This window comes from Sorangium sp. So ce362 (assembly GCF_051519845.1).
Lineage (GTDB): Bacteria > Myxococcota_A > Polyangia > Polyangiales > Polyangiaceae > Sorangium.
The window spans coordinates 6,142,986-6,167,807 of record NZ_CP150332.1 but is presented as its reverse complement, the minus strand read 5'-3'; the positions used below and the strand labels follow the sequence as shown (position 1 = coordinate 6,167,807).

General features: G+C 71.0%; 19 protein-coding genes. 9 read left to right on the top strand and 10 right to left on the bottom strand.

Annotated features, from left to right (window positions below):
- Positions 1-30 precede the first annotated feature (30 nt).
- From WMF17_RS23530 to WMF17_RS23505, 6 genes are all read right to left on the bottom strand, one after another.
- The gene (locus WMF17_RS23530) at positions 31-477 is read right to left on the bottom strand and encodes a DUF3237 family protein (protein ID WP_437595313.1); all 447 of its coding nucleotides are present in this window, start codon (positions 475-477) and stop codon (positions 31-33) included.
- A complete protein-coding gene (locus WMF17_RS23525; protein WP_437643342.1) occupies positions 474-1,700 on the bottom strand; it encodes a flavin-dependent oxidoreductase in 1,227 nt (408 codons plus the stop codon). Before WMF17_RS23525 ends, WMF17_RS23530 begins: the two co-directional genes overlap by 4 nt.
- Positions 1,701-1,813: 113 nt before the next feature.
- Positions 1,814-3,013, bottom strand: a complete 1,200-nt coding sequence (locus WMF17_RS23520) for an MFS transporter (RefSeq protein ID WP_437643341.1) — start codon at positions 3,011-3,013, stop codon at positions 1,814-1,816.
- A 59-nt stretch (positions 3,014-3,072) separates the two neighbouring features.
- Positions 3,073-4,137, bottom strand: coding sequence for a DUF3237 domain-containing protein (locus WMF17_RS23515; RefSeq protein ID WP_437643339.1), 1,065 nt, complete (start codon positions 4,135-4,137; stop codon positions 3,073-3,075).
- A gap of 268 nt (positions 4,138-4,405) precedes the next feature.
- Positions 4,406-5,452, bottom strand: coding sequence for an alpha/beta hydrolase family esterase (locus WMF17_RS23510; RefSeq protein ID WP_437595309.1), 1,047 nt, complete (start codon positions 5,450-5,452; stop codon positions 4,406-4,408).
- A gap of 193 nt (positions 5,453-5,645) precedes the next feature.
- Positions 5,646-6,155 carry a hypothetical protein gene (locus tag WMF17_RS23505; RefSeq protein WP_437643337.1) on the bottom strand — a complete coding sequence of 170 codons (510 nt, stop codon included), beginning with the start codon at positions 6,153-6,155 and terminating at the stop codon, positions 5,646-5,648.
- Positions 6,156-6,629: 474 nt separating this feature from the next.
- On the opposite strand from WMF17_RS23505, the gene WMF17_RS23500 reads away from it, so the two are divergent.
- The 4 genes from WMF17_RS23500 to lon all read left to right on the top strand — a co-directional run bounded on the left by WMF17_RS23500 (position 6,630) and on the right by lon (position 12,579).
- The gene (locus WMF17_RS23500) at positions 6,630-7,232 is read left to right on the top strand and encodes an RNA polymerase sigma factor (RefSeq protein ID WP_437643335.1); all 603 of its coding nucleotides are present in this window, start codon (positions 6,630-6,632) and stop codon (positions 7,230-7,232) included.
- Positions 7,229-8,092: a tetratricopeptide repeat protein gene (locus WMF17_RS23495; protein ID WP_437643333.1), complete on the top strand. Its 864-nt coding sequence runs from the start codon at positions 7,229-7,231 to the stop codon at positions 8,090-8,092. The genes WMF17_RS23500 and WMF17_RS23495 overlap by 4 nt, the downstream gene beginning before the upstream one ends.
- A gap of 49 nt (positions 8,093-8,141) precedes the next feature.
- A complete protein-coding gene (locus tag WMF17_RS23490) occupies positions 8,142-9,953 on the top strand; it encodes an LA_2272 family surface repeat-containing protein (RefSeq protein WP_437643331.1) in 1,812 nt (603 codons plus the stop codon).
- Positions 9,954-10,182: 229 nt separating this feature from the next.
- Positions 10,183-12,579 (top strand): endopeptidase La, encoded by a 2,397-nt coding sequence (gene lon / locus WMF17_RS23485; protein ID WP_437643329.1) that lies wholly within the window; start codon positions 10,183-10,185, stop codon positions 12,577-12,579.
- Positions 12,580-12,689: 110 nt separating this feature from the next.
- On the opposite strand, the gene WMF17_RS23480 is transcribed toward lon, so the two are convergent.
- On the bottom strand, positions 12,690-15,932 hold the full coding sequence (locus WMF17_RS23480; protein ID WP_437643327.1) for an RCC1-like domain-containing protein: 3,243 nt from the start codon (positions 15,930-15,932) through the stop codon (positions 12,690-12,692).
- A 237-nt stretch (positions 15,933-16,169) separates the two neighbouring features.
- Between WMF17_RS23480 and WMF17_RS23475 the strand changes: the two genes are divergently transcribed.
- The 3 genes from WMF17_RS23475 (at position 16,170) to WMF17_RS23465 (ending at position 19,012) form a co-directional block, all read left to right on the top strand.
- Complete coding sequence (locus tag WMF17_RS23475) at positions 16,170-16,529, top strand: S16 family serine protease (protein ID WP_437643325.1); 360 nt, start codon at positions 16,170-16,172, stop codon at positions 16,527-16,529.
- A gap of 236 nt (positions 16,530-16,765) precedes the next feature.
- The gene (locus WMF17_RS23470) at positions 16,766-17,890 is read left to right on the top strand and encodes a hypothetical protein (RefSeq protein WP_437643323.1); all 1,125 of its coding nucleotides are present in this window, start codon (positions 16,766-16,768) and stop codon (positions 17,888-17,890) included.
- 561 nt (positions 17,891-18,451) lie between these two features.
- Positions 18,452-19,012, top strand: coding sequence for a helix-turn-helix domain-containing protein (locus WMF17_RS23465; RefSeq protein WP_437643322.1), 561 nt, complete (start codon positions 18,452-18,454; stop codon positions 19,010-19,012).
- On the opposite strand, the gene WMF17_RS23460 is transcribed toward WMF17_RS23465, so the two are convergent.
- The 3 genes from WMF17_RS23460 to WMF17_RS23450 all read right to left on the bottom strand — a co-directional run bounded on the left by WMF17_RS23460 (position 18,997) and on the right by WMF17_RS23450 (position 21,104).
- Positions 18,997-19,230: a hypothetical protein gene (locus WMF17_RS23460; protein WP_437643320.1), complete on the bottom strand. Its 234-nt coding sequence runs from the start codon at positions 19,228-19,230 to the stop codon at positions 18,997-18,999. The two genes, WMF17_RS23465 and WMF17_RS23460, sit on opposite strands and share 16 nt — an antisense overlap.
- Positions 19,227-19,430 (bottom strand): hypothetical protein, encoded by a 204-nt coding sequence (locus tag WMF17_RS23455; protein WP_437643318.1) that lies wholly within the window; start codon positions 19,428-19,430, stop codon positions 19,227-19,229. The genes WMF17_RS23460 and WMF17_RS23455 overlap by 4 nt, the downstream gene beginning before the upstream one ends.
- 105 nt (positions 19,431-19,535) lie before the next feature.
- On the bottom strand, positions 19,536-21,104 hold the full coding sequence (locus tag WMF17_RS23450) for an aldehyde dehydrogenase family protein (RefSeq protein ID WP_437595296.1): 1,569 nt from the start codon (positions 21,102-21,104) through the stop codon (positions 19,536-19,538).
- Between the two features lie 336 nt (positions 21,105-21,440).
- On the opposite strand from WMF17_RS23450, the gene glgB reads away from it, so the two are divergent.
- On the top strand, positions 21,441-23,687 hold the full coding sequence (gene glgB, locus WMF17_RS23445) for a 1,4-alpha-glucan branching protein GlgB (protein ID WP_437595295.1): 2,247 nt from the start codon (positions 21,441-21,443) through the stop codon (positions 23,685-23,687).
- A 307-nt stretch (positions 23,688-23,994) separates the two neighbouring features.
- Complete coding sequence (locus WMF17_RS23440; RefSeq protein ID WP_437595294.1) at positions 23,995-24,606, top strand: response regulator transcription factor; 612 nt, start codon at positions 23,995-23,997, stop codon at positions 24,604-24,606.
- The last annotated feature ends 216 nt before the right edge of the window (positions 24,607-24,822 follow it).

Genomic DNA, 24,822 nt, shown 5'->3' with positions numbered 1-24,822 from the left:
TCCGTGAGGTCTCAGCAACGGTCGCGCCCCCTAGCCGATCTCGTACACCGTGAGCCGCACCCGGTCGGCCAGCCGCTCGCCCACGGCCAGGGCCAGCACGGCGTTCAGCCGCAGGAGCCCTGGCGCCGAGGTGCGCATACGGATGGCGGTGCGGAAATAGTAGAGCCTGGGATCCACGGCCTCGCCGCGCCCGAGCGCCGCCAGCACCTCCGGCGGCCCGGCGCGGACGCCTTCGGAGAGGATCTCCACCGTCCCATGGCCGGCGATGTCGAGGATGTAATGGGCGGAGATGTCCATCCGTCCGTCGGCCCAGATCGTCTGCCAGTCGCCGCCCGGCAGCACCCGGCCCTCGAGGCCGCCGGCCACCGTGCCGCCGACGATCGGGATGAAGCGCCGGCCGGGCGGGCTCGGACTGACGGTGACCGGCGGGTCCACCGTCACCTCGAGCGTCATCAGGCGAACGAGGGGCGGGCTCACGCGCGGGGCTCCGAGGCGCGCTTGAGGCCGGTGAGCACCTTGTAGCGGGCGGCGATGGCCGAAAGCTCGCCGGGGGCGAAGACGTCCTCGATACGCTCGAAGCCGTCGGGCGCGCGGTCCTGGGCGATCTGCATGCACTGCTCCGGGCCGTTGCCGCGATTGGCCGCGACGATGGCGGCGGTGGCGGGCAGGCGCTCGGCCTCGTAGGCGGTGAGCGCCTCCACCGGATCGGTATGGGCAGCGAGCGCGCGGACCAGGGCGCGGGCGTCCAGGATGGCCTGGCTCGCCCCGTTGGAGCCGATCGGATACATGGGATGGGCGGCGTCGCCCAGCAGGGTCATGCGCCCATGGCTCCACCGCGGCAGGGGATCGCGGTCGACGAGCGGGAACTCGTAGATCGCCTCGGCGCTCCGGATCAGGCCGGGCACATCCAGCCAGTCGAAGCGCCAGGCCTCGAACCTGGGCAGGAAGTCGGCGGGATCGCCCGTCCGGTTCCAGTCCTCCCGTCGCAGGCTCTCGGCGACGGTGAGCTCGGCGATCCAGTTGACCCTCTGCCGGCCGTCCGGCCCCGGCGGGGAAATGGGATAGGCGACGAACTTCTGGTCCTGATGCCCGGCCATGATCATGCTCGCGCCGGTGAGGAAGGGCGCCGCCAGGCTGGTCGCCCGCCACAGGATGCGGCCGCCATAGACCGGCGGCCCCTCGTCCGGATAGAGGCCGGCGCGCGCCGCCGAATGGATGCCGTCGGCGCAGATCAGGAGGTCGGCGGGAACCTTCGAGGCCGCACCCTCGCGATTGAAGAAGCGCGCCACGATGCGGCCTCCGTCCTCTTCATGGTCCGAGAGGCGCCGGTCGCAGATCACCCGGCCTTCGCCCAGCCGCTCGACGGCGGCGTCGAACAGCACGCCCTGCAGGGCGCCGCGGTGCAGGGAGATCTGCGGCGCGGCGTGCCCGGCGAAGCGGCCGCGCGGCTCGCCCCAGATGCGCTGACCGAAGCGGTTGAAATAGACAAGCTCGCGGGTCGCCACCCCCTTGGCCAGCAGGGCCTCGACAAGGCCCAGCTCGTCCAGCACCTCGGCGGCGTGGGGCAGAAGGTTGATGCCGACCCCGAGCGGCAGGATGCTGGGCGCGGCCTCGAACACCGTCACCTCATGGCCCGAGGCGTGCAGCGCCAGAGCCGCGGCCAGGCCGCCGATCCCGGCGCCTGCGACGATCACCTGCATAAAGTCCTCCCGCAGACATGCGGCTTGAAGCCGCCTGTTGTTATAGGCTTTGATGATGGTTTGGTCCCGACGTCAACCGCGACGGCCCGGCGCTGATCGCCGCCGCCCATTCCTCAATCACCGGCATAGCGGCCGCGGATGGTCATCACCGCGGCCGCCACCCCGGCCGACAGCACCACTGGCACCATGGCCATGGCCACGCCGGCGGGGCCCCAGCCCTGGCCCAGCAGGAGGCCCGCCATCAGCGGCCCGCCGATGGAACCGAGCCGGCCGGCGGCGATGGAGGCGCCGGTGGCCAGCCCGCGCGCCGGCGCCGGGTAATAGAGCGGGATGACGCCATAGAGCGAATATTGCGCGCCCAGCAGGAAGAAGCCGGCCAGGCCGGCCAGCGCCACCACCGGCAGCAGGCTGTCGGCCCACGCCAGCCCGAACAGCGACAGGGCCAGCGCGGGATAGGCCACGATGATGGGAAGGCGCGGCCCGAGGCGGTCCACCAGCATGCCGATGATCCAGCAGCCGAGGACGCTGCCGACATTGAAGGCGAAGGCGGCCCCAGCGCCCCCGGTCCCGCCCAGGCCCTTGGCCGCCACGAGCGACGGCAGCCAGTTCAGCAGCAGATACAGCACCAGCAGCGTCAGGCCGAAGGTGAACCAGGCCAGCAGCGTGACCTGCAGCCGGCCCTCGCCGAACAGCGCCTGCGCGCTGCCCGGCCGCTGGGCGCCGCCGGCCGCCGCCGCGCGGCTGTCGGGCATCAGCCACGCCATGGCCGGCAGCAGCAAGAGCGGCAGCACGCCGCCGACCAGGAAGATGCTGTGCCAGCCGAACCGTTCCAGGAAACCGGCCGCGAACAGCGCAGCCAGCGCCCCGCCGGCCGGCATGCCGCTGAACATCATGGTGGTGGTGCGGGTCCGCCGGTCGGGCGGGGCGATCTCCAGGGCGATGGCCACCAGGGTGGGCATCGCCGCCCCCAGGCCGACCCCAGCCAGGAACCGGTAGAGGCCGAGCGACAGCGGTCCGCCCGCCACCAGGGTGGCCAGCGTGAACAGGCCGAAGATGGCGACAGCCAGCATCAGCAGCGGCTTGCGGCCCATGCGATCGGCCATCCAGCCGCCGGCCAGCGCGCCGCAGACCAGCCCGGCCATGCCGGCCCCGAACACGACGCCCGCCTGTCCGGGCGAGAGGCCCAGGTCGGGGATCAGCAGGGGGGCGGCCACGCCGATGGCCTGGATATCGAACCCTTCCAGCAGGGCGATCAGGAAGCACAGCGACAGCGTGACCGCGCCGCGTGACGCGTGAGGGGGCGATGCGCCCATGGGGAAATCTCCCGTTTTCGTCCCGTTACCCGGGATGGTTGCAACTGGCCGCACTGGAGCTATCTGCGTTCGTAGAAGGTGAGGCTGACACCGCCCGCCGCGCCTCCCGGGTCGGAGCTCACATATTGCTTCGTGTTGAGGATCGCGTAGGGGCCGTCCGCGCGCGTCTCGAAGACCGGGATGAGCGCGCCGAACGGTCCACAGTTCCTCACCACGATGACCTCGCCGTTCGAGGACAGCGCGTACCTGGCGTCCAGCACCGTGCTCGATCCGAGGAGCTGGTAGTCCGCGCCTCCGGGGAGCACCGAGCCCGACAGGCCGCTGAGCAGCATTCCACCGGTGACTGTACCCCCGGTGATGGGAATGATGTTGCGCGTGCCGCGCTTGCTCGCGCCGACGGAGATGGAAGCACCGAGCGTGACGGACTCGGTGAACACGCTCGAGCCCCTCGCCCCGGTCGCCGTCGAGCACTCCCACGATTGGTTGGGGACGCCCTCGGGATCCTTGAGCTGGATCTTCGGCTCTCCGGCGGCCACGTCGGCGATGTCGTAGACGTCGATCTGGACCGTGCCCGCCGCGGCGTCGACGACACGGGTGCCCGCGAACTTCCCTGTGTTGAGCCAGGCGAGCGAGCTCGATGTCGCGACCTCGAAGTCCGGGACGATCCGGACGACCGCATCGCCGGCGGGCGCGACGCCGCAGCTCCGCAGGTAGATGAGGGTGCCGTCGCTCGCTTTCAGGATGTTGATCTCCTCGAGCTCGACGGATCCGTTCGACAGCGTGAGCTCGAGTTCCATGCCGCCCGTGAGGAACGTGGCCTGGACCTTGTCGCCCGTGAGCGTGCCCCCCTTCACGTCGAGGAGGCGGCGGTGTCCGAACTGGGTGGTCCCGACGTCGTGGGTCTCGCCGAGCTGGAGCGTCGCCCGAAAGACGAGCTCGCCGAGCGTGGGGAGCGGGATGCCGCCGGGCATGCCGCAGGTCCACGATGGATCGGGGACGATCGTCGCCTCGCCGCCGCCGTTGCTGTCGCCGCCAGCGCCGGCGCTCCCGCCAGCGCTGCCGCTGTTGCCGCCGGTCTCCCCAGCGCCACCGGCTCCGGCGATCCCGCCACCCGCGCCGTCCATGCCGGCGTCGCCGCCGGTGCCGGTCGTTGCACCAGAGCCGCCCGACGCCGCGCCGCTAGCGCTGCTGCTCGTCGTGGGTCCGCTGCCATCCTCGCTTGACTGACCACACCCTCCAGAGCAGATGCCAAGGATTCCAAACATCAAGGCCTTCGTCGGCCAATTCCCCATCTTCATCGTCGGATCCGTCCATTCAGTGAAGAGCATGTCGTCGATTGGCAGCGGTGGCGCCAGACGTCGTCCATGAAAGTTGCGGCGAGCGAGACCCGACTCAGAACTGCGAGAAGAAGCTCCAGATCGACTCGCCGGAGTTGTTCTGTGGGGCGTGGCCCCCGCTGAACTCGCACCAGACGACGGGATAGCCCGCGTCGCAGCCTTCGTAGCTGACGCAGGGGCTCGGCTCGGTCGGTGTGGTCTGCTGGTCGCAGTGGTTTCGTTCGAGGAAGACATCGCGAGCGCTCCGACCATTATCGACTGGAACCACGTTGTCGGTGTCGCCGTGGGCGCCCCACATGGCCACAGGGTCGTCGCCGTCCTCGCAGCCGCTGTAGAGCGCGCCGGACATGGAGGCGATGGCACGGAAGGTGTCGCCCATCGCGCAGCCGATCGCGTACGACATCATGCCGCCGTAGCTGAATCCCGTCGAAAAGATCTTGCTCTCGTCGATGCAGAGATCGGCGCTGAGGCGGTCGAGCATGGCGCGGAGGAACGCGATGTCGCGGCCGCTCTTGTTCTCCCAGCCCTGGTCGATGCCCTCGGGCGAGACGAAGATCGCCGAGCCGCCGGCGCGGCCCTGGAGGCCGTAGTAGCCGCCGCCGAACCCGGTCGCGACCTGCTCGGCCGAGCCGCCGCGGGGATGCCAGGCGAAGATCAGCCGGTAAGGACGACTCGAATCATAGTCGTCCGGCACGGCGAGGATGTACTCGCGCGTCGTGCCCCCGACATCGATGCTGAAACGGCCGCTCGTCGGCTCCGTCGTGCTACCGCAGCCCGCGCTCTCCGTCTCTCCCCCCGAACCGCTCGAGCTGGAGCCGACGGAGCCCGCGCCGCCCGCGCCGGCTCCCCCCGAGGTCGGGTGCCCGCCGCTGCCGCTGGCGCCACCGACAGCGCCCGACGAGCCACCCGTCGCCGACGAGCCACCCGTGGCACCGGAGCCGCTGGTGCTGGCGTCAGCGAGCCCTCCGGCGCTGGCGCTGCCGGCCGGTGCCTCGGTCGTCCCGTCTCCCTGGCTGGAGCAGGCCATCGCCGCGAACGCCGCGAACGCCGCGAGCGCGACGACCTCGGGAACCGTCGTGCCGAAATTGCGGAGCGTTTTCATGGGTCCTCGCCTCGTCCAAGATCGCCGTCCGTCCTCGCATCTTCCGATGCAGGTGCCTGCGACGAACTTGTACCCGAGCCCGCAGGATCGAGGCATAGGCATACTCGCCTATGCCTCGACGCGAGGCGTCACGACCCCATCGAGACGGCGTTTCGTGTTCGGCGCGCTTTGCCGCGGGGGAGCGCGGCGCGGCTCAGGTGCAGAGGCCTTCGACGCACGCGCCGCCGCTCGGGCAGTCGCAGTCCGCCTCGCAGGAGAGCGCCGGCTCGGGCGGCGGCTCGCAATAGCCGGCCTCGCAGGATTCGCCCTCGGGGCAATCGCACGAGGCCGCGCACGAAATCTTGCAGGCCCCCGCGACGCACTCGCTGCCGCTCGGGCAGTCGCAGTCCGCCTTGCAGGCGCCCGGGTTCTCCGAGGAGCTCCCGCCCTCGCCGGCGCTGCTCGAGCCGCCTCCGCCGGCGCTGCTCGAGCCGCCTCCGCCGGCGCTGCTCGAGCCGCCGTCGTCGTCGTCGTCGTCGCGGTCCGGGCGCTCCGCGTGGGGGACGTCGGGGGCGTCGGGAGCATCGCGATCTTCGTGCCAGAAGCACTCCTCCTCGTCGTCGTCCCAGTCGCAGTGGGTGTTGATATGGCAACCGATCATCGTCGTGGAGACGAAGCACAGAGAGAGACCAAGACCCCACTCGAAAGCCGTGCGCATGCTCATAGCGTCATCACTCCTTATCTGCGATGGATCCGTGGCCGCGGCGCCGCGCGTCGCGGCGGCGCCTTCTGCCCACTCGATGCTGCGTGCCCGCTGCCGCGCGCTTCGTTCAACGGTCGCGAGCCTCGGCACGATTCCGACGCCCACCCGCCCGGAACCCGCCCGGCGGCGGGGGGGACCCCCTGAGGGGGTCGATCTCGCCCGCCGGGGTTGAACGTTCCCGACCGGTCCGGGCACGAAATGGACGGCCCCCATGAACGGTCCCCTCCCTTCCGGGCACGAAGCGCTGTGCACCAGGTCGCCTCGAGCCCTCCGACGCCTGCTGACGGCAAAAGGGCAGCGCCGCGGGGCCCGTTCGGATGTAACGATGACAACGCAGGAATGGACCGAGATGGGACGGAGCGATCGGCGGGCTTTCCGCCGGGACAGACGCCGGGCGCCGTTCACCCCGAGCGCGCGGCGGAGAGGTCGCGGCCGATGAGGGCGATCGCGCTCGTCATGCCGTTCCTCTTCTCCCGCGGCGCCGAGCGCGCGCAGGACGAGGAGGAAGCGCTCGTCGAGCGGCTGCGGCGCGGGGACGCCGCGGCGGTGGGCGAGGCGTACGACAAGCATTACGCGGCGGTGCGCGGGTTCGCCCGCCGCCTCACCGGCGACGACGCCGCCGCCGAGGACCTGGCGCACGACGTCTTCGTCAGCTTGCCGCAGGCCGCGCAGCGGTTCCGCGGCGGCTCGTCGCTGAAGACGTTCCTCATCTCGATCGCGGTCAACCATTCCCGCCATCACCTCCGCGGCGCGTCGCGGCGCCGCGCGGCCATGGAGCGGCTCGCCCTGGAGCCCGAGGAGCACGACGCGCCGAGCCCCGAGCGGGAGGCCGGCCGCGCCGCGCTCGCCCAGGCCCTGAACCGCGCCCTCGACGCGCTGCCGGACGCGCAGCGCGCGACGTTCGTGCTCTGCGAGGTCGAGGAGCGCAGCGCGCGCGAGGTGTCCGAGATCCTGGGCGTGCCCGAGGCGACGGTGCGCACGCGGCTGTTCCACGCCAAGCAGAAGCTCCGGACGCTGCTGGAAGAGAGGACCCCATGAAGGACGACGTGCTCCGCGAGGCCGCGCGCGCGCTGCGCGAGGATGCAGACGCGTCGCGCGCCCGTCGTGACGAGACGCGCGCCCGCGTGATGAGGGGCCTCAAGGCGCAGCGCGCCCGCCGGCTCACCACCGTCCGCGTGGTGGTCCCGCTGGCCGCCGTGCTCGTCGGATCTGTCGCGTGGGCCTCGGCCGCGCGCTGGTTCCCGGGCGGCTGGAACGACATCGCGTCCCAGCTCGGCCTGAGCGCGGCCGAGGCGCCGAGCGAGCCGCCCGCGCCGCCGTCGCCGCGCGCGCTGTCCGGGCCGCGGCGCGCGGCCGAGGCGCTCGCGCCGCCGGAGGCCGAGGCGCCCGCGCCGGAGGCCGACGCGCCCGCGCCGCCGGAGGCCGACGCGCCCGCGGATCCGCTCGCGCCGGTCCAGCCGTCGATGCCGCCGCCCAGCCCGGACCCCGCGCCGCCGCGCGCGCCGGTGATGGCTGTCGCGCCGCCCGCGCGCAAGGCCGTCGCGCCGAGCGCCGCGCGCGTCCCGCCCGCCCCGCCAAAGGCCGCCGATCCCCAGGCCATTCAGCGCCCGCCGGCCGGGCCCGACGCGGACGCGCTCTATCAAGCGGCGCACCGCGCGCACTTCGTCGAGCGCGACCCGGCGTCCGCGCTCGACGCCTGGAACGCTTACCTGGCCGCTGCCCCGCGCGGCCGCTTCGCCGTCGAGGCCCAGTACAACCGCGCCCTCTGCCTCGTTCGACTCGGCCGCAAGGACGAGGCGCAGCGGGCGCTCGAGCCGTTTGCGCAGGGCACCTTCGGCGGTTACCGCCAGGCCGAGTCGCGCTCGCTGATCGAGGCGATGCGCAGCGCGGACGAGTGAACGTCACGGCGCGTGAACGAACGCGCCGCGAGCGGGCACAGCACGGTTGATGAACACACCCGACATCGCTCTCCTCCCCGCGCCTCTGCGGGGCTCGCCGCGCCGCGAACGGAGCACGTCCGCGCGCGGCGCAGGCCTCCGCGCGGGCGTCCTCCTCGTGCGCTCCCTCGCGGCCGCGGGCGCCTTCGCCGCGATCTCCGCGCCTCCTGCGCGCGTCCTCGCCGAGGCGCCGAGCGCCGTCGGCGTCGAGCTCGTCGTCGATGGCGCGCCGTGGACGCTCGACCCCGACGCGGTGCGCGCCGCCGTCGGCCGCGAGCTCGGCGCCAGCGTCACGCTGGCCTCCGCGGCGACCGCCGGGCGCCCGACGCTGGTCGTCCGCGGCGAGCCCGACGGCCGCATCACGCTGAGCTACAGCGCCGCGGACGACCGCCGCATCGAGCGCACCATCGACGTCCCCGAGGATCCCGATCGCGCCGCCGAGGCGATCGCCCTGCTCGCGGGCAACCTCGTTCGTGACGAGGCGGCGGAGCTCGCGGCGGCGTTCGGCAAGCGCCCGCGCGAGACGACGCCGCCGCCGCAGGCGCAGCCGGAGCCCGCCGAGCCCCCCGCAGGCGCGAAGGCCGCGCCTCCCCGCGCCGCGCGCCCTGCGCCGTCCGCGCAGGCCAGGCGAGCCGCGCGCTCCGCGCCCCCGGAGCCTCCTCGGTGCGAGCTCCCCGGCGCGAAGACCGTCGTCCTCGGCGCCGACCTCTTCCCGTTCGTCGGCACCTCGACCGTCGACGGCGCGAACGTCGTCCGCCGCTACTCGCTGAACCTCGCCGGCGGGTACACGGCGGGCATCACGGGCCTCGAGGTCGGCGTCGGCGTCAACATCGCCTCGTCGTTCGTGTGCGGCGCGCAGTTCTCGGCCGGCGCCAACCTCGCGCTCGGTCCGGCGCGCGGGGTGCAGATCTCGGCCGGCCTCAACCTCGCCAGGGGGCTCTGGGGCGCGCAGGTCGGCCCGATCAACGTCACCGCCGGCCCGGTCACGGGCGCGCAGGGCGGCGTGCTCAACATCGCCTCCGGCGCCGTGGACGGTGCGCAGCTCGGTATGGTCAACGTCGCGGCGGGCGCTTCGACCGACCTGCAGATCGGCGTGGCCAACGTCGCCGTGAGCGACGCGACCGACGTGCAGGTCGGCCTCGTCAACCTCGGCGTGGGCGCGGCGACCGGCGTGCAGGTCGGCCTGGCCAGCGTGGCCGCCGGCAAGTCGACGGGCGCTCAGGTGAGCCTCGCCAACCTCTCCGCGGGCGAGTCGACGGGCGTGCAGATCGGGCTCGTCAACGTGGCCACCGGCAAGGTGGAGGGGATGCAGATCGGCCTCGTCAACTACGCCGGCGAGTCGCCGTTCTCGTTCGGGCTGCTCAACGTCGTCCGCAACGGCCGCCTCCACCTCGACGTGTGGGGGCTCGAGTCCGGCATCGTCATGGCCGGCCTCAAGAACGGGAGCGACCACTTCCACAACATCTACGGGATCGGCATCCGCATGACGGGCGACCGCCCCCGCATGGTCGTCTCGCTCGGCCTGGGCGGCCGCATCCCCCTCGGCGAGCGCGTCTACGCCGACATGGACCTGCTCGGGTACTCGCTCCACGAGCCCTCGTCGATCAACACCTCGGCCACGCTGGTGCAGGCGCGCGCGGTCCTCGGCGTCCGCCTCTTCCCGGAGCTCGCTGTCTTCGGCGGCCCCAGCTACAACGTTGCGTTCGGCGACACCGCCGAGGACGCCCGGCTGAGCCCCTACGGCAGCATCCCCCTCGGCATCGGCGACTCGGACGCCCAGCGCCGCTGGCCAGGCGTCGTGCTCGGCGTCCAGGCGTTCTGAGCCAACCGCCGCGCTCGCTCGCGGGGCGGGTTGACGGACGCGTGAACGAATTTACTTTCCGTTCATCGATTCATGGAGCTCGCCCGAGCGGTTGCTCGCGGCGGTCTACGTGAGCGTCCGATCCGCGTGTCGCGCGCTGCCTGACCGGCAGGGGCGCGGCGCGCTGTAACCACCCGTCCATCGAACCGGCAGGGATGGCGCGAGCCGACCGCTGCCCACAGGAGTTCGCATGAGCCAGCTTCGCAGCGGCGCCAGCGCGCCTCGCTCTCCGTTCCCTCTGCTCCCGCTCCGCACGGGCGTGCTCTTCCCGGGCACCGTGCTCACGCTTCCGGTGGGCCGCGCCCGCTCGGTGGCGTTGCTCGCCGCGGTGCACCCCGGCGACGTCATCGGCGTGATCGCGCAGCGCGATCCGAAGCGCGAGGATCCGCGGCGCGAGGATCTCCACGACATCGGCACGTTCGCCCGGATCGTCGACGTCACGCGCGTCTCGAACGGCTACCGGCTGGTGATCGAGGGGCTCGATCGCTTCGCGCTCACCTCCCTTGTCGAGGCCGAGCCGTACTGGCGCGCCGAGGGCGCCCTCGCGCCCGAGTTCCCCGGCGACGCCGAGGAGGCGCGCCTGCTCGCCGCGTCGCTGCGCGAGCGCGCCCGCGAGCTCGGCCCGAGGACCGCGACGAACCTCCCCGAGATCGCCGCCGCGAGCCGGGCCGAGCCGGGCCTGTTCGCCGATCAGGTGGCCGGCGCGCTGGGCCTCCCGACCGACAAGGAGATGGAGGTGCTCGCCGAGCTCCGCGTGGTCCCGCGGCTCCAGCGGGTCGCCGGCCTGCTCTCCGAGGCGGCCGCGCTCGCGGATCTGAAGAAGAAGATCGACAGCGACGTGCGTCGCGAGCTCGGCAAGGGCCAGCGCGAGGCGATCCTCCGCGAGCAGCTCCGGGCCATCCAGAAGGAGCTCGCGGGCGGCGAGCAGGGCGAGGACGAGCTGTCGCTCCTCCGGCGGCGCCTCGACGAGGCCGGGCTCTCCGAGGAGGCGCGCGCCGTCGCCGACCGGGAGCTCCGGCGGCTCGAGTCGATCGGCCCGCAGGGCGCGGAGCACAACGTGATCCGCACCTACCTCGAGTGGATCGCCGATCTGCCGTGGAGCGCGAGGGCGGAGGTCAAGGACGACCTCGACGCCGTCCAGGCGAAGCTCGACGAGGATCACCGCGGCCTCGACGACGTGAAGCGCCGCATCCTGGAGCACATGGCGGTGCTCAAGCTGACCGGGAAGGCCCGCGCCACGATCCTGTGCTTCGCGGGCCCGCCCGGCGTGGGCAAGACCTCGCTCGGCCAGTCGATCGCCGACGCCACCGGCCGCCCGTTCGTGCGCATCTCGCTGGGCGGCGTGCATGACGAGGCGGAGCTGCGCGGCCACCGGCGGACGTACGTCGGCGCGCTGCCTGGCCGCATCGTGCACGCGCTGAAGAAGGCCAAGGTGAGGAACCCGGTCGTGCTGCTCGACGAGGTCGACAAGCTCGGCGCGGGCTTCCGCGGCTCGCCCGAGGCGGCGCTCCTGGAGGTGCTCGATCCGGAGCAGAACCGGACGTTCGTCGACCACTACATGGAGCTCCCGTTCGATCTGTCGGAGGTCGTCTTCCTCTGCACGGTGAACGATCTCGGCGCGCTCTCGGCGCCGCTCCGGGACCGGCTCGAGGTCATCGAGCTGTCCGGCTACACGCCGGACGAGAAGATCGCGATCGCGCGGTCGCACCTCGTCCCGAAGCAGCTCAAGGAGCACGCCATCGATCTGGGGTCGCTGTCGATCACGGACGAGGCGCTCGCGGCGATCGTGCGTGACTACACGCGCGAGGCCGGGGTGCGGCAGCTCGGCCGCGAGATCAAGAAGCTCTGCCGGGCGGTCGCGCTGGAGATCGCCCGCGCGGCGGACGGCAAGGTGTCGCGCCGGGTGATCGAGGCGCGCGATCTCGGCGCGTACCTCGGCAAAGTGCGGTTCTTCAGCGACGTCGCGGAGCGGACGAGCGTGCCTGGGGTCGCGACCGGGCTCGCCTGGACGCCGGTGGGCGGGGACATCCTGTTCATCGAGACCTCGCGGATGCCGGGGAAGGGGAGGGTCGAGATCACGGGCCAGCTCGGCGACGTGATGAAGGAGTCGGTGAAGGCGGCGCTCACCTACGTGCGCAGCCACGCCGGCGAGCTCGGCGTCGACACGGCGAAGCTCGAGGCGGAGGACCTGCACATCCACGTCCCGGCGGGCGGCGTGCCCAAGGACGGTCCGTCGGCGGGCGTGACGATGTTCACGGCGCTCACCTCGCTCCTCTCCGGCCGGCGCGTGCGCCCGGACACGGCGATGACCGGCGAGTGCACGTTGCGCGGCCGGGTGCTGCCGGTCGGCGGGATCAAGTCCAAGGTGCTCGCGGCGCACCGCGCCGGGATCACGCGGGTCATCCTGCCGCAGAAGAACGCGCGCGACGCCGAGGAGATCCCGAAGGAGGTGCGGTCCGAGCTCGAGCTCATCTTCGTCGAGGACATGAGCCAGGTGATCGCGGCTGCGCTGGAGGAGGCGCCGATCGAGGCCGTGGCTCCGGTCGGCGCGGGCGCGGCGGCCGGAGAGCCGGCGGCTGCCGCGTGAGTCGCGCGCGGGGGGGGGCGGCCGGGCGCGGGGTACTCGTCGGAGCCATGGGCCAGCTTTCGCCACCGCGAGCGCGCCTCGACGTGCGGAGGCGCGCTCGAGTGCGAAGCTCAGAGCCCGACGACGGCGATGGGGAAGCTCACCTTCGGGCTGCCATTGCCGAGTTGACCCATGCCCGTCGCGCCCCAGGCCGCGACCGAGCCCGTCCGGCGAAGTACGGCGGTGTGGTTCGTCCCAGCGCTGATGCTCACCGCATCGGCGACGTCCGAGACCGGCACCGGCGTCAGCGCATTGGCCACCGAGCCGCCTCCGAGTTGCGCGCTGTCACCGCGACCCCAGCAGAACGCTCCCCCGAGAGCCGTGACCGCGCAGGTGTGCGAGTTCCCCGCGTTCAGGTGCACGACATCGCCGAGGTTCGAGATCGGGATCGGAATGGTGACGTCCGTCGTCGTGCCGTTCCCGAGCTGTCCGTAAAGACCGGAGCCCCAGCAGCTCACGGCGCCCGTGCGGTGGACCGCGCACGTGTGCTCGCTCCCCGCAGCGAGCCCGATGGCGTCGCTCAGGCTCGTCACCGCGACCGGCGTCAATGCGCTCGTCAAGGTGGCGTTTCCAAGCCGCCCGTTCGCTCCATAGCCCCAGCACGAGACAGCGCCTGATGCGTGCAAGGCGCACGTGTGATAGCTGCCGGCCGCGACGTCGACAGCGTCGGCGATGTTGGACACGGTGACGGGCGTGGTCTGGTCCGCCTTGGAGCCGTCGCCGAGCCCTCCCACGTCCCCATCGCCCCAGCACCGAACTTGCCCGTTCTGGCGCACCGCGCATGTGTGGCGATGGCCTGCGCTGATCGCAACGGCGTCCGTCAGGCCCGACACCGTGACGGGCGTGCTGCGGCTGAACGCCGAGCCGTACCCGAGCTGGCCATCGGCGCCAAACCCCCAGCACTGGATCTGCCCGTCCTGAAGCAGGGCGCACGTGTGGTAATCGCCCGCGCTGACTTGAACGGCGTCGGTCACGTTGGACACGGCGAGGGGGGTCGTCTGGTCCGCCGTGGAACCGTTGCCGAGCTGTCCGTCGCCTGCCGCCCCCCAGCACTGGACCTGGCCGTTCTGGCGCAGCGCGCACGTGTGGTATGTACCCGCGCTGATCCCCACCGCGTCACCGAGATTCACAACGGGGGCCGGAAACAGCGCGGTGGCGGTCGATCCATTCCCGAGCTGTCCGTCGCGTGCCGCCCCCCAGCAGCGGAGCTCACCGGTGCCTCGCATGGCGCACGTGTGACGCATGCCCGCCGTCACGGCGCGCGCGTCGCTCAGATCCAGCACCGCAACGCCGGCCGAGCTCGAAGAGAAGCCGCCCTGCCCGAGCTGGCCATCAACGCCATACCCCCAGCACCGGACGGCGCCGTTCCGGCGCAGCGCGCACGTGTGGCCCCAGGACGTGCTCGAGCCGTTGTTATCAGCGTTGCCCGCCTCGATCGCGACCGCGTCCGAGAGGTTCGACACCGCGACGGGCGTGAACACGTCGTTCGACGAGCCGTTGCCGAGCTGGCCAGCGCGCCCTTGACCCCAGCAAACGGCGCCGCCGTTCGCCCTCACGGCGCAGCTGTGGCCCCCGCCGGCCGATATCGAAATCGCGTCGTTCAGGCCGAACACGACCACGGGCGTCGGCTGGTTCGCCGCGATGCCATTGCCGAGCTGGCCCGCGCTGCCCGCTCCCCAGCACACGATGGCGCCGGTCGCGCGCAGCGCGCAGGTGTGTGCGGCGCCCGCGTCGACGTCGACGGCGTCGGCGAGGTTCGAGACCGTGACCGGCGTCGTCGCTTGCGCCGTCGAGCCATTGCCGAGCTGGCCCGAGCTGCCCGACCCCCAGCACACGACGGCGCCGGTCGCGCGCAGCGCGCACGCGTGGCCGGACGCGACGTCGAGGGCCACAGCGTCGCTGAGACCGGACACGGGGACGGGCGTCGTCGTCGTCGCGGCGGAACCGTTCCCGAGCCGGCCCGAGTTGCCCGCTCCCCAGCACACGACGGCGCCGGTCGCGCGCAGCGCGCACGCGTGGGAAGTACCCATCCCGACGGCCACGGCGTCGTTCAGGTTCGAGACCGGCGTCGGCACGCCCGTCGAGATCGTGGTGCCATTGCCGAGCTCGCCGTTCGTGTTGCTGCCCCAGCAGTGGACCTTCCCGCCCACGACAGCGCACGTGTTGCGCTCGTTCGCGCTGATCGGGCTCTTCTCACACGCCCCGTCCTCGACCCAGAGCCCCTCGACGCACGTCGTCGACTGGACCCCGCCGGGACACGTCGCGAGCGCCACCTCGTCGTCGACGCACTCGTCGGGATCGATGCACGCGCCGGTGTCCACCTGCGCGCCCTGCGTGCAGGTCTGCTGCTGATCGCCGCGACCATTGAGCCCGCACGGAACGTCCTGCGTCGTGCCGTTCGTGCAGACGTCGGGGTCGACGCAGGCGCCATCGTCCTGCCACTGGCCATCCGCGCAACGCTGCGGCTTCGTGCCCGCGCCGTTGTATCCGCAGCCCACCTGCTGCGTAGCGGCGTTCGTGCAGACGTCGGGGTCGGCGCAGGCGTCATCGTCCTGCCACTGGCCATCCGCGCAACGCTGCGGCTTCGTGCCCGCGCCGTTGTATCCGCAGCCCACCTGCTGCGTAGCGGCGTTCGTGCAGACGTCGGGATCGACGCAGGCGCCATTGTCCTGCCACTGGCCCGCGGCGCAGCGCTGGGGCTTCGCGCCCGCCCCGTTCAGCCCGCAGCCCACCTGCTGCGTAGCGGCGTTCGTGCAGACGTCGGGGTCGGCGCAGGCGCCATCGTCCTGCCAGTGCCCTGCCGTGCAGACCTGCGGCTTCGTGCCCGCCCCGTTCCGCCCACAGGCCGCCTGCTGCGTCGTGCCGTTCGTGCAGACGTCCGGATCGACGCAGGCGCGCGGCGGCCAGACGCCGCCCGTGCAGACCGAGGTCGCCGTCCCGGCACCGTTGTGGCCGCAAGGCTCGCTCTGCTGGGCTCCGTTGACGCACTCGTCCCGATCGTCGCACGCGCCCTCGTCGACCCAGACACCGTCGGTGCAGACCTGCGTCTGCTCCCCGTTTCCATTGGCGCCACACGGCACGCTCTGCGACGCGCCTGCGGTGCAGCCGGGGCCCCCGCCGCTGCCGCCTGCGCCGCCCGCGCCGCCTGCGCCGCCTGCGCCGCCCGCGCCGCCAGCGCCGCCGGCCCCGCCCGTGCCGCTCGTGCTGGTTGCCGCGCTGCCGCCGGTCCCGCCCGGGTCGCCGCTGCTCGTGCTGCTGTCGCCTGGCTCGTCGCCGCACGCGACGGTCACGATCGCGACGAGCGCGACGAGCATCCGCGCGAACAGCGCTCGACCCGCACCTCGACCTGATACAGCCCTGCTTTCGTCGATGCGAGGGCGCCGCCGAGTGTCCAATGCAATCCTCCGTCTGGCCGTGATTAAGCTTCGCAGGAAACTATAGAATTTCCTTCCTTGTCAAGCTCCGGTCGTGGTCGCATTTGCCCAGAGAGAGTTCACATGAAGGCGGGAAGATCATGGGTCTCTTCTTTTTTTTTCCGCCTTCCCGCCTAGATGCTCAAATTTGACCACTACTCAGCTGAGAGGTGCTCGTCCCCGCGCGATCTCGGGCCGCGCGTGCGCTCGGACACGGCGATGACAGGCGAGTGCACGCTGCGCGGGTGGGTGCTGCCGGTCGGCGGGATCAAGGCCAAGGTGCTCGCGGCGCACTGCGCCGGGCTCACGCGGGTCGTCCTGCCGCAGAAGAACGCGCGCGACGCCGAGGAGATCCCGAAGGAGGTGCGGTCCGAGCTCGAGCTCATCTTCGTCCAGGACATGAGCCAGGTGATCGCGGCCGCGCTGGAGGATGCGCCGATCGAGGCCGCGGGCGCGGCGGCGAACGTGACGGCGGCCGAGCCGGCGGCCGCCGCGTAGGGGAGGGGGCTGCGCCGAGCCGCGCGCGCCGGGGGGGGCGCGCAGTTCCGGGATGGACCGCTGGCCGCTCCGCCGGTCGAAGATTACCCGCCAGCCGTGGGGGAGCCGCAGACCGGCCCGGGTAGCCGTCGCGCTGGGTGAGGGCGATGGCTCGCCGGAACCTCGAAACCAGGCATCGCGCGCTCGACACACTGCACGGGGGTCCTGTAGCCTCTACCCTACGAAAGGGGTAGTCCATGAGGGAGGCGCTCGCATCGCATGTCCACCGCGTCCGTGAGTTGGCAGAGCATGTCAAGGGCAATGAACAGGCCACGAAGCAAAGCTTGATAGGACCGCTATTTACTCTTCTTGGTTACGACCTGACCGACCCTCGCCAGTGTCTTCCAGAATATCGCGTCGACTTCGGAAAGGACCGCTCGGTCAAGCCGATTGACTGGGCCTTCCTTCAGACCGGACGCCCCATCTTCTTCGTGGAAGCCAAAGAAGCGGGACGGAAGCTCGCTGGCTTCGATGAGCAGCTGGCGGATTATTTCGCGAAGGCGCCGGAGGCGAAGCTCGGAGTTCTTACGAACGGTATCCAGTGGCGCTTCTTTACCGACATTGTGAACGAAAATGTGATGGATAAGGAGCCGTTCGTGCAATGGGACGTCCTGGCCGACGACCAGCCACCGATCGACTTCCTCACGGTGCTCCAGAAGGCCGAGTACAACGCCAGCCTTCTCCGGACGTTCGCCCAGCGGACCCGCCAGCAGAACCTTCTTGTGCAGGAGCTGGGCAGGCTCCTCGAGCCGGCGCCGGAGTTCACGAAGCTCGCCGTCGCGAGGATCGAGACGAGGAATCTGACCGCTGCGGTGGTCGAGAGCTGGAAGCCGATCGTGGCGAATGCCATCAATGAATGGGCCAAGCAGCGCGCGCTGGCATCGGTTCTGGAGACCCAGGCTCGCATCAGCGCTCCTCCCGAAGAGCCGCCGGCCCCCAAGGTTGAAACGACGCAGGAAGAGCTCAACGCCTTTGCAACGGCTCAGCGCCTGCTCGGGCCCGAGCGGCCGATCGCTTACGAGGACACTGTATCCTATTTGAAGATGCACCTTCAGGAGAGGCGGACGGCGGTGTTCTGCAGGCTGCTGGCCGGCCGCAAGAAGCCGTGCATCTGGGTGCCTTTGCCGAGCGACAAGGTGGCCCCTCTTGCTGCCTCGCTTCCGGTCACCATCCCCCAGCTCGGCTGGTCTTGCATAACGATGGAGTCGATCGATGACCTCGACAAGCTGGGTGAGCTCCTGCGAACCTCTCACGAGCACGTGAAATCGGCGCTGAGAGGCAAGACCGCCGAGCCCAGCGACCGTGGCGGGACAGCCGTCTAGGCCCGCGCGGGGGCCGGATCGCATAGGCCGCTGATACAGGTCCTGTCCTGCCGCCGGCTCCGCGGCGCTCGGCGAGCCGGAGCTGGTCTTCCCGCCGATCTCAACCTCTGTCTCAGCGGCCGCCGACCCCTGCCGGAGGCGCCCCTTTCAAGGGCGGGCGCGGGAACCTGAAGCCTGGCGCCTGGAAAATGCAGCCTCTCCGCTCGATGAGCACCGTCCTGGTTCGCGTCGCATAACCAGGATGCGACGCGCGCACGGTGTACTTGCCCGCAGCATGGACGACCCACGAAGGCATGTTGGATGGAGAGTTTAACTTCACGCAGTTGGCTTCGAACATCCTGGATGGAGAGTTTAACTTCACGCAGTTGGCTTCGAACATCCTGGATGGAGAGTTTAACTTCACGCAGTTGGCTTCGAACATCCTGGATGGAGAGTTTAACTTCACGATCGTGACAAGATTCTTCTAAACATGTGAAAAATATCGCACAAATAGGTCCAGTTCCCGGCAAACTCTGGCCTCGATCCTGTCAAGATTCATGGCAGTTTGCCGCTTCCCAGGCGATGATCTGTTCGAGGAGGCAGCCCATGCCGAGGAACGACGGGTACACCCTCGGGGCGATCGCCGAGGAAGCCGGAGTGAGCGAACGCACCATTCGCTACGGGTACGAGCGGGACCTCTTCGTGCCGCCGCCGTTCGCCGGACCGGGGACGCGGTACTTGCGCGAGCATCGGCTCCAGATCCTGTCGATCCAGAAGCTCTGCGAGCAGGGGCTCAAGCTGCCCGAGATCAAGCGGAAGCTCGCGACGATGTCCCCCGCCGACATGGAAGCGCTGCTCGTGCCGCCGCCCCCGGCGTTCCGACCGCCGCCGGCCGCGGCGGCCGGCCTGGTTGATCGAACGCCTGCTGGGACATCCCCGAGGCGAAGCGCCGCTTCAGCGCCGCCTCGTTCCGCAACGCCCTGCGGAGGCTCCGCCCGAAGCGCCGGGGCAGCGCCGCCGCCGAGCCCGAGCCCGCGCCCGCCCAGGCCGCGCCCGCCGAGGTCAAGCCGGTCGAGCCCAGGCCGGTCGAGCCCGCGCCGGTCTGAAGCGACTCGTCTCTGGAGCGCTCAGCGAACGCGATAGATACGGAGCACGGTGATCGCCCGCGCCTCGCGATCGATCGCGAGCACCACGTCGTGGAAGCCCGCGCTGAGGAGGTGGTGAGGCGCCTCCCAGGAGAGCTCGCCCTCGCCCGTCTCCGCGAAGCGAACGACCGCCCGGTCGATCATGAAGGCCGAGTGCATCGGCAGGCGGTAAAACGTCACCAGGGCGGGGAAGTTCCAGACGACGCGGAAGCTCATTCGTCCTGCGCGCGGGCCAGCTCCTCCAGGGCCCGCGGCAGATCCTCGTGAGCGACGAGGCGCGCCCGCCCCGCCGCGATGTCGGCGAGGTCCTGCTCGAGCTCGGCGTGCTGCTCCGGCGTGAGCCTCTGCACACGCGGCGCGCGGTCGATGGCCGCGAGGATGGGGTCGCTCGGCGAGGCACCGGGGCGGGTGGGCATGGGTTCAGCGTGGATCGGAAGGGGGCACGGGAGCAAGCGGCACGAAGCCAAAGGGCGGCCGTCCCCCCCCGGCGGCCGTCCCCCCTGGCGCCGCGCCGCGCCCGTCTAGAACAGCTCGCCGATGCGCCGGAGGAAGCTGCCGCTCGAGTAGAGCGCGCGCATGCCGCGCTTGAACCAGCCGTACGACGACTCGGTGTACGGGAACCACGTCGGGTCCTTCGACCCGAGCGCGATGCGGTCCGCGTTGATGTGCTTGACGTCGCACATCTGCCGCAGCCCGTCCTCGCCCATCACCCGGCCGAAGCCGCTCTGCTTGATGCCGCCGAACGGCGCCTCGGGGAGGGCGCCGTTCATGAGCACGTCGTTCACCAGCACGCTGCCGGCCTGCAGGCGCTCGGCCAGCCGGCGGGCGTGATCGGTGTCCTGCGAGAAGACGTAGGCGTTCAGGCCGAGGTGCGACTCGTTCGCGAGGCGGATCGCCTCCTCCTCGGTCGCGACCTGCATGAACGGCACGACCGGCCCGAAGATCTCCTCGCTCATCACCGTCATCCCGTGATCGCAGCCGGCGAGGATCGTCGGCTCGAAGAACTGGCCCTGCCCAGGCGCGCGCTTGCCGCCGGCCTTCACGCTCGCCCCCTTCTCGACCGCGTCCTTGATGTGCCGCTCGGCCACGTCGAGCTGCGGCGGGAAGATGATCGCCCCCACGTCGACGAACTCCTTGCCCGGATCGCCCTGGTTCAGCCCCTTCGTGATCTCGACGGTGCGCTCGAGCAGGCGGTCGTGGATCTCGCGGTGCGCGTAGACCCGCTCCACAGCGACGCAAACCTGCCCCGCGTTCGCGAAGCCGCCGAACACGATCGCCTGCGCCGTGCGCTCGATGTCGGCGTCCGCGCACGCGATGAGCGGCGCCTTGCCGCCGAGCTCCATCACGCACGGGATGAGGCGCTCCCCGCACGCGGCCGCGACCTTCCTGCCGGTGCCCACGCTGCCGGTGAACAGGAGCATCTGGATGCCGCTGTCGATGAGCGCCGCGCCGGTCGGCCCGTAGCCGGTGACGACCTGGAAGAGATCCTCCGGCATGCCCGCGCCGTCCCAGATCTCCTTCTGCTTGAGCGCGATGAGCGGCGTCACCTCGCTCGGCTTGAGCACGGCCGCGTTGCCCGCGACGACCGCCGCGAGCACGTCGCGCAGCGCCAGCTGGAACGGGAAGTTCCACGGCGAGATCACGCCGACCACGCCGCGCGGGGTGTAGTGGACCCAGCTGCGCCGGTGCTTGAAGAGGTGGAGCCTGATCTCGCGCGGCTCGAGCGCCTTCGCGGCGATGCCGGCGAAGTACGTCGCCATGTCGGCCGCGACGAGCACCTCGTGCAGGAGCGCCTCGTGGCGCGGCTTGCCGCACTCGCGCGAGATCAGGTCGACGATCTCGTCGGTCCGGTCGACGATGGCGTCGCGGAAGCGGAGGATGCGCTGGCAGCGCTCCTCGACGGGCAGCGCGCCCCACGCCTCCTGCGCGCGCCGCGCCCTGGCCACCGCGGCCCGCACCTCCTCGGCGCTCGTGTTCGGGGCCTCCCCAAGGAGGTCCCCGGTCGCCGGCGCGTAGCTGCGGATCGTCGCACCCCCGTGCCCGTTCATGCCCGGACCGCTGCCGTTGCCCCCGATCGAGCGTTCGCTCACCACCTGACCCATGTTCGATCCCTCCGCCTGTCGAGCCCGCGTTGCCGCCGGATTGTCTCCGGGGCTGGCTGCTCGGCGCCCGGACCGTACCCCCCCAGCGAAGGTACAGCAAATGAGCATTTGCGATGTTTCCCGATGATTCCCGACAAAATTGCGCGCGATCCGCCCCCCGGCGCTCGCTGTTGCGTCGCGGACAAATGGTGAGCACACCGCGGCGGCGCCAGGGGGGCCGGGCGGCGTGGGGCGCGCCGGTGCGTCGGGCCGACCCTGGTTGGCGTCTGGGGCGGACTCTCGGCATGACGTCGGCGAGAGGAGCCGGTATACGCGGACCCTGACATGTTGGAACAACGAGAAGTCGATCTCATCGCGGCTGTCGAGCATCCGGATCCGCACCACGTGCTCGGCGCGCACGAGGAGGAAGGCGACCTGGTGGTCCGCGTCTTTCGCCCGGACGCCACCGAGATCGCGGTGCTCCCGGCCGATCCCTCGCTCCGGAGGCGGTCGATGGAGCGCATCCACCCCGCGGGGCTCTTCGAGGCGCGCTTCCCCGGCGTCTCCTACCCGGAGGACGGCCGCTTCCGTTACCGGCTCGAGCTGCGCTTCCCGGACGGGAACGCCTCGGTGGAGCCGGATCCGTACGGCATGCCGCCCACCCTGGGGGACGTCGACCTTCACCTCCTCGCCGAGGGGAGGCACTGGGAGCTCTACCGCATCCTCGGCGCGCACGTGCGCGAGGTGGACGGCGTCTCCGGGACGGCGTTCGCGGTCTGGGCCCCGAACGCGCGCCGCGTGAGCGTCGTCGGCGATTTCAACCAGTGGGACGGCCGCCGCCACGCGATGCGCCGGATGGGCGAGGGCTTCTGGGAGCTCTTCGTCCCCGGCGTCGGCGAGGGCGCGCTCTACAAGTACGAGATCAAGACCCCGGCGGGGCACATCACCGCGAAGAGCGATCCGCTCGGCCAGGCGATGGAGCTCCGGCCGGCCACCGCCTCGCGGGTCACCACGAGCCGCTACACGTTCCAGGACGACGCGTGGATGCGGGCGCGCGGCGAGGTCGACTCGCGCAAGAAGCCGATCTCCATCTACGAGGTCCACGCCGGCTCCTGGCGGCGCGTGCCCGGCGAGGGCCCGCCGTACGAGCACGGGATGCGCTGGATGACGTACCGCGAGCTCGCCGACCACCTCGTCGAGTACGTGGCCGAGCTCGGCTTCACGCACGTCGAGCTCATGCCGGTCATGGAGCACCCCTTCGACGGCTCGTGGGGCTACCAGGTCGCGGGCTACTTCGCCCCGACCAGCCGCTACGGCGATCCCGACGATCTCCGCTACCTCATCGACCGGTTCCACCAGAAGGGCATCGGCGTGCTCCTCGACTGGACCCCGGCGCACTTCCCGAAGGACGCGTGGGCGCTCGGCCGGTTCGACGGGACGGCGCTCTACGAGCACCTCGACCCGCGCCTCGGCGAGCACCGCGAGTGGAACACGTACATCTTCAACTACGGCCGGCACGAGGTGCGGAACTTCCTTGTCGCCAACGCCCTCTACTGGCTCGACGAGTTCCACATCGACGGCCTGCGGGTCGACGCGGTCGCCTCGATGCTCTACCTCGACTACGCCGCGGAGGGCCACGACTGGGTGCCGAACCGGTACGGCGGCCGCGAGAACATCGAGGCGATCGAGTTCATCCGGGAGCTGTCGAACCGGGTGCACGAGCGCTTCCCGGGCGCGGTGCTGTGCGCCGAGGAGTCCACCGCCTGGCCGTCGGTGACGCACGCGACGTACGTCGGCGGGCTCGGCTTCGACTTCAAGTGGAACATGGGGTGGATGCACGACACGCTCGACTTCTTCAAGCACGAGCCCGTCCACCGCGCCTTCCACTACCACCAGCTCACGTTCGGGCTCATCTACGCCTTCTCCGAGAAGTTCCTCCTGCCGCTGAGCCACGACGAGGTCGTTCATCTCAAGCGGTCGCTGCTCTCGAAGATGCCGGGCGACTACTGGCAGATGCTGGCCAACCTGCGCGCGCTCTACGGGTACATGTGGGCGCACCCGGGCAAGAAGCTGCTGTTCATGGGCGGCGAGATCGGCCAGTTCGCCGAGTGGAGCGAGAAGACGGAGCTCGACTGGGGCCTGCTCTCGGTGCCCGCCCACGCCGGGCTCAAGCGGCTCGTGACGGACATCAACGCGCTCTACAAGAAGTACCCGGCGATGTACGAGCTCGACGACGAGCACCACGGCTTCCGTTGGATCGACTGCACCGACCACATGCAGACCGTGATCTCGTTCATCCGCTACGGGGACGGCGCGGGAGACCAGATGTCGCCCTCGGGCGTGCACGTGGTGTTCATCGGCAACTTCACGCCGGTCCCGCGCCACAACTACCGCATCGGCGTCCCGCGCCGCGGCGCCTACCTGGAGGTGCTCAACACCGACGCGACCGTGTACGGCGGCAGCGGCGTGGGCAACATGGGCCGTGTCGAGGTCGAGGACGTCCCCTGCCACGGGTTCCCGCAGTCGATCGTGCTGACGCTCCCGCCGCTCGGGGTGCTCTGGCTCGTCCCCGAGCACGACGCGCAGCCCTGACGCCTCCCCCGGCGCGCTGCGAGGCGCCGGCCGTCGCCTCGCAGCGCTCTCCGCCGGCGGCCCCGCTCGAGGCCGGCCGCCTCCTCTCCATCACGCCAAGCAGCTCGTCGCCGCGACAACGATGCGAGCACGAGGTCATGTCCGTCCAGGTTGAAGCACTTCGCTGCGCTTGCCCTTGTGCGCCGTTCTTCCTCGTCACGCACCCGGCCTGGTGGGCCGATATCGGAACCCCTGCCTGGTGCTCTCCTGGTCCTCCGACGTACGATGGGACGAGCAGGCTCGGGTCGAGCAAAGGTGGAATGCTTCAATGGTGAGTAGCAACGGCGAGCCCCTTGGTCAGACGTGGGCGATGATGAGTCAAGGAGGTCCGTCGCGCTTCCGTTCGCAGATGCCGCCCGCGGCGTCGACCGGGCCTGAGTCCGTGCGGGGGGGCGAGGTCCGCAGGGTCCTCGTCATCGACGACAACCCCGCGATCCACCGCGATTTCCAGAAGCTCCTCTGTCCCGACTCGGGTGCGTCGGCGGATCTCGACGCCCTCGACGCGGCGATCTTCGGGGGGCCGGCGGCCACCCCGAGGAGCACGTTCCAGGTGGACGGCGCCTGCCAGGGTCAGGAAGGCCTGGAGAAGATCCGGCGAATGCAGCGGTGCGGCCGTCCCTATGCGTTGATGTTCGTGGACATGCGGATGCCGCCGGGCTGGGACGGCATCGAGACGATCGAGCGGATCTGGTCCGAGTGTCCGGACATCGAGGCCGTGATCTGCAGCGCGTACTCGGACTACTCGTGGCACGACGTGATCCGGCGCCTGAAGCGGCCGGAGCTCCGGCTGCTGAGCAAGCCGTTCGAGAGCAAGGACGTGCTGGAGCTCGCCTGGTCGCTCACGTCCCGGTGGCTCAAGCGGAGCGCGACGAGGCGGTGAGGGGACCGCGCTGCGGGGGTGTTGACGCCCCGGGAGCGGTGTTTACACCCCTGGCGTGGGTTTGGCAGGGGTCCTGAGCCAGCGCCTCGACCTCGACACCGGTTCAACGGTACAGAGGTGGTGAGCTCCCACTTACAGGCTCTGTACGACAGCCTTGGGGCGGCCGACAAGCCCCGCCTGGAGCTCCGCTGTCCGCCGGTAACTCCTGATCTGGCG